This window comes from Aquitalea palustris (genome assembly GCF_003693445.1).
In the GTDB taxonomy this organism is placed as follows: domain Bacteria; phylum Pseudomonadota; class Gammaproteobacteria; order Burkholderiales; family Chromobacteriaceae; genus Aquitalea; species Aquitalea palustris.
Genome location: NZ_RFAR01000138.1, coordinates 1 through 7,852, shown reverse-complemented (window position 1 = coordinate 7,852; position 7,852 = coordinate 1). Strand labels below are relative to the sequence as shown.

The 7,852-nt window shown below is 52.7% G+C and carries 5 protein-coding genes; all 5 read right to left on the bottom strand.

All coding sequences use genetic code 11. From position 1 onward, the window contains the following. Positions 1-537: 537 nt before the first annotated feature. Positions 538-969, bottom strand: a complete 432-nt coding sequence (locus EAY64_RS19965) for a DUF4265 domain-containing protein (protein ID WP_199734503.1) — start codon at positions 967-969, stop codon at positions 538-540. Positions 970-1,136: 167 nt separating this feature from the next. Next, complete coding sequence (locus tag EAY64_RS19960) at positions 1,137-1,835, bottom strand: hypothetical protein (protein ID WP_147456258.1); 699 nt, start codon at positions 1,833-1,835, stop codon at positions 1,137-1,139. Positions 1,836-2,039: 204 nt separating this feature from the next. Next, the gene (locus EAY64_RS19955; protein ID WP_147456257.1) at positions 2,040-2,552 is read right to left on the bottom strand and encodes a hypothetical protein; all 513 of its coding nucleotides are present in this window, start codon (positions 2,550-2,552) and stop codon (positions 2,040-2,042) included. A gap of 26 nt (positions 2,553-2,578) precedes the next feature. Next, positions 2,579-7,132, bottom strand: coding sequence for an RHS repeat-associated core domain-containing protein (locus EAY64_RS19950; protein ID WP_103526485.1), 4,554 nt, complete (start codon positions 7,130-7,132; stop codon positions 2,579-2,581). Positions 7,133-7,166: 34 nt separating this feature from the next. Beyond that, positions 7,167-7,852, bottom strand: a 686-nt coding sequence (locus EAY64_RS19945; protein ID WP_122081979.1) for a DUF2345 domain-containing protein, incomplete at its 5' end; no start/stop codon positions are given.

Below are 7,852 nucleotides of genomic sequence, written 5' to 3'. Positions count from 1 at the left end.
AGCGGCTAACAAAATAGCGTAGCGTCCCTGGGGCAAGGCGCGCCGACGCCGACAGTACAAGGGTACGGCAAGGAGACGCAACGCAGCAGCAGGTTTTTTGTTAGCGGCTCTAAACCCCGCCATCTGGCACATACCGGCTGACAACACAGGGCAGGCAAGCTCGATCCGGCATTGCCGGCAACGGCAGCTTGCCGACTGATCAGTACTATCCCTAATAGAAACAGATAGTTCTGATCAGTATGATGTGCGCTCACCCTGCTGCTGGTCGTTTTCTTGACCCCGACCCACAGCAATTCGCGCACGGCGATGACATGGGGTGAAAGTTAACCCTCCGTCGGAGCCTGGCTCTGACATTGCAGACCCCGACCAGCCTTGCTGGCGGGGTGTTTTTTTGTCTGCATGCCGGACAAATTGTCCTCATAGCACAAACGCTGTGGCAGTACCGTGCCAGCAGCCGTCATGACAAACCTGCAATCAACCGTAAGCAGTTGATTGCGAACCGGTCCAACCTACCCCCAAATTCCGCTTAAATAACCATCAATGTTTGACCCACCAATCCAACAGCGTCTCATCTGCAGGGTCTTCAAAATTCTTATAAACATTAGCGTAATACCATTCCACACCAACTCTCGATTTAAAACCATCAAAAAAACTATTAATAGCCTGAATATCATTACTTGATGGAACAGAAAGAGCCAGATTTCCACCATTTACACCATTTACACCATCCAGACTACCACCGAATTCGCTTAACACAGTTCGATCCAGCCGTTCAATCTCTTCATCAGCAATTTCATCAGCATAAATTTGTATGCAAAAATTCCCACCCCGCCTCAAGACAACTGCGGGTTGATCTATTTTCTCTATACGAATCAAATCTGCTTTCGCCATATTTAATGCCAAGCCAGGCGACGACAGTAACTCGTAGCAACCATCCACAACGGGGATCGCAGGCAGTTCCTCATACACGGGCCCTAAATCGTTATGTCCAGCGTACACATTAATTAGACAAGCCGTTTCACTTTCCGTTGAATTAGACACGCCAAACCCTAGTCAATAACCCACATCATCTTAAGCAATAAGGTAAATGGTGGATGTCCATATAAACCCCAATCACCAAAATCAACACGCAACCATCAAACTGGATAATATCTCATACTATTCAATCTAAAATCCTGCAGCGTATTGAATACAAGATCATCAATCGGCATGAAATGAACTCCCTTTAGATCAACCTCCTGCAGGTCCGAAACCAGCTCCTCAGACACGACCAAGCTCAATTGACCAGTTGCTGCATCAAACATATCAAACATGTCAAAATCAAAATCAGCACGAACCCTGAGCACTTCAAACATATCATTAAACTCACCTGCCATTTTGCTACACTTAAAATCCACAACATCAGCTATGGAAATTCTTTTTGTTCTACCCACAAAAAACAAGCCGCCATCTGACTTGACTTGACCTTTTACTACTCTAACAATCTGCTTAATTTCATCAAAACTAGTTTTATAATTTTTAATTACATTTAAAAATCTCTCACTAAAAACATAGAAATAATCCGACCCTCTTCTGATATCGCATTCACAACAATCCTTATTAACTATCAAAGTCAGGCCATCAGGAAATGGCATCAATTTCCCACTAAATCTCTTAGGACCAGCATACCACGGTTTTTTACCATAGTGCTGAAAGCTATCCTTATCTACACCATCAACCAATATTGCAGAATAAAAACCGGAAACACACCCATCACTCTCACTCATCACTGCCAAATAGTATTTTTTCACAACCATCCACAACTCAACCTTTTCCAAAACTACAAAATCACTCAACAAGCAACCAAATCAGAATCAAAATCAGAGCAACTTAAAAATTTACGATTACATAGCTCTATTCATTCACTTCCACCACAACAAGCAATGAGCTAAAAAATCATTTTATCTTAAAATATTCAACAATTCACAATCATTGACAGAAAAAACAGAAATTTATTTAAAATGATATATAACCACACACCACTGATCACGACGTATTGATTATTTCATCATCGAAAAATTTTTAAAAAAAATACTTAACCGCAAACTATCACACAAGAGTCGCATAGACTCCGTAGCAAAGAAAAATTGTGGATTATCTAAATCTCTAACAATAAAATCATCATCACCCATCACCACCCCATCCCTAACACGTATCTCATAATCACCCACCCTTTCAAACACCCGCTTCCTATTCAACACTACTCCAGCAAAAACCTCATAAAGACTGCCATTAACATCGACCTTTGCGGGAAAAAATGTCATCTGAGATGACATTTTTTCCCGCAACGCATCAGCTGCACGAGTTGAAAAAACAGGAAAAGCCATAGTTGGCTCAAAAAAATCATACGCATGAAAATTAGATTCATTAAAAAAAGACTGAGCCTTCATAACAAAAGGATATCCTTTTTCAAATCTAGCAACAGGAACACCTAGCATAAAATGGTCCAAAACAGACCCATTCGTGTCTTTTACATCAAAATAGCAGTTATCATTCGATTCCGCCGTACTCATAGTATATATTCTCATCACACCACACCTCATTTATTTTTCGATCTCATGGGAGATGCACAAGTCAGCTTCCCAGAATTCAAGTCTGCCCTAAGCTTCAATTGCAAGTCAGAAATTTCCTTTTGCGCCCGCGCTTTATCCCACCCTTCTTGACGAGATTTAATATTCATCTCATCTAATTTAGCCTGCACCATTCTATTATAAGCCGCATGCTCTTCGGTCCAGCCTCGGTGATATCCTTTCTTCTTGGAGTCTATACCCTCACACACCGGCATATACATCATATTTCCCGCAGAATTCACATCCAACCCTGCTTTTTCGAATACTGGATGCCCTTTTAGTGAATATGGAATGATATGCTGGCGCTGATAACCTTGCTTAGTTGGCATCCACGTGGGAAAGCGCTCCAAACCGAGTGGATCAACCCACTCAACCGGATTCGGCGCATAGCTATGGATATTAATCCCACCCAGCAACCCAATCGGGTCCCGCGAAATAAACCGCCCTATCTCCGGATCATAGTAGCGATAGCGGTTGTAGTGCAGCCCTGATTCGTCGTCATGATACTGCCCCTGGAAGCGGAAGGGGTTGCGGATGCCGGCGGAGGCCGCCGCCTCGGCAATCACTTCCCGTGCTTCGCCCCAGGCCTGGTAATCCATCTCCAGTGCCAACTGGCCTTGCGCATCGGTAAGAGCTTGCGGGGTGCCGAGGTGGTCGGCGTGGTAGTAGTACACCGCGCGCGGGGCTGATGGTTCCGGCCCTGCCTGCAGCAGCGGGTCGCGCTCCGGATCGTAAGGGTTGTACTGGTTCCACGCTGGCACTTTCACGCCCTGGATGGCGTCGGTGTGTACCTGGGCCAGCGGGATGAAGCTGCCGGGTTCGAACAGGTAATGCACCGCGACGTCGTCTTGGGTTTCAAACGCCAGCACGTCGCCATCCCAGCCGTACAGGGTTGTCTTGCCCTGACTGAGCTTGGCGATGCGGCGGCCCAGCGGGTCATAGCGGTATTCGGTGCTGTCGCCACCCGGTGCAGTCAGCCGGCTCAGGCGGTTGTAGCCGTCCCATTCCAGCTGGGTAAGGCTGCCGTTGACGCGCTTTTCGATAAGGTTTCCGCGGCTGTCGTAGCGGTAGTGACGACCGGCGTAGTGGCTCAGCAGATTGCCCAGCAGGCTGTTGTCCTGATGGCCATCGGCCGTCGGTGTGTTGTCCAGCAGGTTACCAGCCGGGTCGAAGCGGAAGCTTTCCACGCCCTTGGGGGTGGCGGCCTCCAGCAGGCGGCCTACCGGGTCGTAACGGTAGTTGATCTGGCCGCTGCGATTGTCGGCAATGCCGGTGAGCTGGCCGGCGGCATCGTACTGGTACTGGCGGCTCCACTGGGTGACACCACTCAGGCGCTGGCTGCTGAGGCGGCCGGCTTTGTCGTAGGCGAGGGTTTGCTGCAAGCTATTGCCAAATGTGCGTTGGGTTTCGCGGTGCAGTTTGTCCCGCTCCAGATTCAGGATGTCGTGCTGACCGAACAGCAGGCCGTGCACATGGCCACTGCCGTAATTGAGTACGTCCACGCGATGGCCATCCGGGCGGAGCGTAGCGATGCGGTTGCCCAGTTCGTCGTACTCATGACGCCAGCGGAAGGTTTGCCGAAGGCCGGCGACATGGTAACTGTGGTGTTCTTCGCTGACATTGCCGACCGGGTCGTAAACCCAGCGCAGGCTGGCATAGCGGTTCTTGGCTTTGAACAGGCGGCCGGCCGGGTCGTAGCCGAAATTTTCCTTGCTGCCCGGCGCGCTGCGTTCGATCAGGCGACCGGCGCGGTCGTAGCGGTAGTGGGTGGCGACATCGCCTTCTTGCTGTTCCACCAGTCGGCCGGCGGCGTCGTAACGGTAACGGGTGACGGCACCATCGAAGCCGGTTTCCGCAATCACCCGTCCGCCTTCATCGTATTCAAACAGGTAGTGACGGTGGTTTTCGTTGCTCAGGGAAATCAGCCGGCCCAGTTTGTCGTAACGGTAGGCCAGCGCGTGGCCGTTGGCATCGGTGCGGCTTTGCAGACGCCCGGCCTTGTCGTAGTCGTAATGTGTGCTGCGGCCCAGCGGGTCGGTAATCTTGAGCAGGCGGGATTCGGCATCGTGCTCCAGTTGGGTGGCCTGGCCATCTGGCGACACGATAGCGCGCAGGCCACCATTATCGCCGTACTGGTAGCGGGTGGCGCTGCCCATGGCATTGATGACGAGTACCGAGCGCCCACGCTCATCGTATTGCCATTGGGTAACGCTGCCAGAACAGTCGGTATAGCTTTCCAGCAGGCCATCCGGACGATAGCTGATCTTTTTAGCGCCACCTTTGGCGTCGGTCACGGCAACAGGCAGGCCCTGCTCGTTGTAGGCGTACTTGGTTTTGTGACCCAGCGGATCGGTCTCTTCAATCAGTTGCCCCTTGTCGTCGTAGGCACGCAGCCATTTCTCGCCCAGGGGGTCGGTGATTTCAATCAGGTTGTCCTGGTCGTCGTAGGCAAAAGCCACTTCGCTACCATCAGCACGCTCATGCAGCACCAGATTGCCTTTGGCGTCGTAGCTGTAGTTGTCCTGGCTGGCATCCGGATGAATGTGAATAATCAGGCGTTTGTTGGCGTCATAGTTCAACCACTCTTCGCTTCTGTCCGGGAAGATGGTGCGGTAGTGGTAGCCCTTTTCGTCAAAGTAATACTCGGTGGTACGGCCATAAGCGTCGGTGACATAGGTCAGATCGATGCGCTCATCCCAGGCCAGACGGATATCCAGGCTGCCATCATCCGCGTATTCGTGAATGGCGCGTGCGCCGGCATGGTGGCCATCCCACTCCAATGTGGTGCCGCGGCCAGTGCGGTCGGTATAGCGCGTAATCAGGTGGTGCTGATACGCGTAGCTCCAGCTGTGCCCGTTCTCATCTGTCGCGGACAGCAAGTCGCCGGCATCCCTGCTTAATGGCTGCAGCTCTGTGTAGTGATACTCGGCCAATTTGCGCAATGGCCGGAGGGTTTCTGGGTCTTGCTGGTTGATCTGGACAATGCGGCCATGCGCATCGTAGGACAAGGCAACAAGATAGCCGGCACTGCTGACCAGCTGGCTGATGCGGCCATCACGGAAATTCACTGCCAGCGTGTTGCCCGCACGGTCCTTAATCAGCGCCAACAGATAACGAGACCCCTGTTTCTCGTACAACTGGACCAGCTCATGCCCAAAACTGAGTGAAATCAGCTTGTCGTCCAGGCGGGTAAGCGTGTGGCCTTCCAGTTCATCTTTCAGCGACTCACCCAGTGGCAACAGGGGGTAGTCCAGCTTGCGTCCGGCATCATCGTAGTAAACCAGGGCTTCACCGTTTTCCTCGAAGCGAGAGGAAAACGGTGCCATCCAGCGCGCACCGAGCGGACCATCCGCATCGTTGGCATCAAAGTCGGAACGGTAAACCCGCTGCCAGACGATAGGCATGACACCCGGCAGGGTAAAATCCGTATGGATCAGGGTTTCCACCCCGTTCAGGTAGTCAATCGATCTTGGCGACGCTGGCTTGCCTGCCGGACAACCGCATTTGGGGCCAAGCCCGCCCCCCTTGAACAGGCTGACCACCTCTTTGTGGATCTGCTTGACCTGCTTGGCGACTTTACCCATACCGCTTTTGACCGCGCCGCCTTTTTTATCCAGATAAGCCTTGAAAGCGGCTTTCAGCTTGGCCAGCAGCGGTTTGAGCTTGTCTGCCAGGACCTGCATCAGTTTTTTTGGCAGCTCTGCCGCCCATACTGCAAGCGCAGAGGCCATCTCCCGCAGGGTGGCGCGCAATGCGGGGGATTTTGCAGTCATGTCATCAACGGCTTCTGCCGCTGTCACCACCATGCCGGCAGCAACTTGCTTCTTCTTCTCCCCGACTGCCTTGTTGATGGCATCCATGTGCGCGCCGATGGTTGCCCAGAATCCACCATTGGTTTTTTCCAGGTTGTAGGCCACCGGTTTGACAGGAATATTCTTGGCCGCAAACTTACCCAGCGTACCGGTGCCGGCACTGCGCAATAAATCTGCCAGATCCAGCAGATACTTGCTGCCGTCCTTGATGCACTGGTTCAGGCAGCCATCGATCTTGCTCTCGACATAGTCCACCCACTGCTCTGGCCGGCCACGGAAATCGCCTGGCAGCATATTGATCAACTGCCCCACCAGCTGTGGTGCGATGACATACTCGGCGACATCCTTGCCTGCCCGGCGCATGGCATTGGCGCACACTTTCAATGTCGGGCGGGTACTTACCTTGAACAGGCTGCCTGCGGCGGGGACAACGCCAATCAGGTCCACCCCCAGGAACATCCAGTCAAAAATATCGACTTCCTGCTTCTTACGGTTCTTCTCGCTCATGTCCATGATGTCGACTACCACATCGCCCACGGAAATGAGGTTGCCGACAACCGGAATCGCACCACCGATGGTGGTGAGGGTCTCTACACTCAAATAGCCATCGCTGATGTCCTGCAGCCATTTGTCAAAGGATTGTCCAGTTTGGGCCAGCGCCTTGGAGGCATTGGCCGGGGTACCGTCAAGTACAGCAACAGGAGTGGTCATGAAGGTTCAACTTTGAGGATCTGGATTGACGATTTCAGAACTTGGGCATAGTGGGCAGTGCATCCTGGGCCTTGCCCATCAATGCGTCCTTCGCCTGCCCTTTTAGCGCGGGTATGGCACTTTGCGGATTGCGGGCGAGTGCAAGAGCCTGCTGGGCCTGGCCAGCCATTGCGCTTACCTGTCCCACGGCATTGGTAAGTTGTGGGCTGACGCTACCCAGGGTGCTACTCAGCTCTTGCATGGCTTTGCCTTTTACTGCTTCCCCCATCTGTTGCAAGGCGGCTTCCGGCTGCTCCACAAAGGGGAAGATATCGGCCTTGTCCTGATGCGGCCGCCCCAGAAACTCGACCTGCGCCGCACCAAGAGGCAAACCATGCACCATCGCCTTGCCGGCTTCGTCCAGCACGCCCTTGTGTTTGATGCCCAAGGCATCGGTCACCACAAACTTGCCCTGATTCATCGAGTAGCCGTTGGCAAATTCGTGTAGCACCTGCAGATTGCCGGTACCTGGTTTGGCAAAGGTTGGCACCGGCGTACTCAGGCTGGCCGGCCCGGACAGGCTATGGCTGGCGCCTTTCACGCTCACCACGCTGGGGCAATGCACTTCGATATTGCCGCCCTTCAGCCGGATATAGCCGCCACCGCTGGTCAGCAGGATTTCCTGGCTGGCGGCAATGGTGACCTTGCCCTTGGCCGAGGTAATGGTCAGGTCCTTGTCCG

Coding starts and splice junctions, on each gene's coding strand:
- EAY64_RS19955 (WP_147456257.1), bottom strand. CDS start 2,552: ATGAGTACGGCGGAATCGAATGATAACTGCTATTTTGATGTAAAAGAC.
- EAY64_RS19950 (WP_103526485.1), bottom strand. CDS start 7,132: ATGACCACTCCTGTTGCTGTACTTGACGGTACCCCGGCCAATGCCTCC.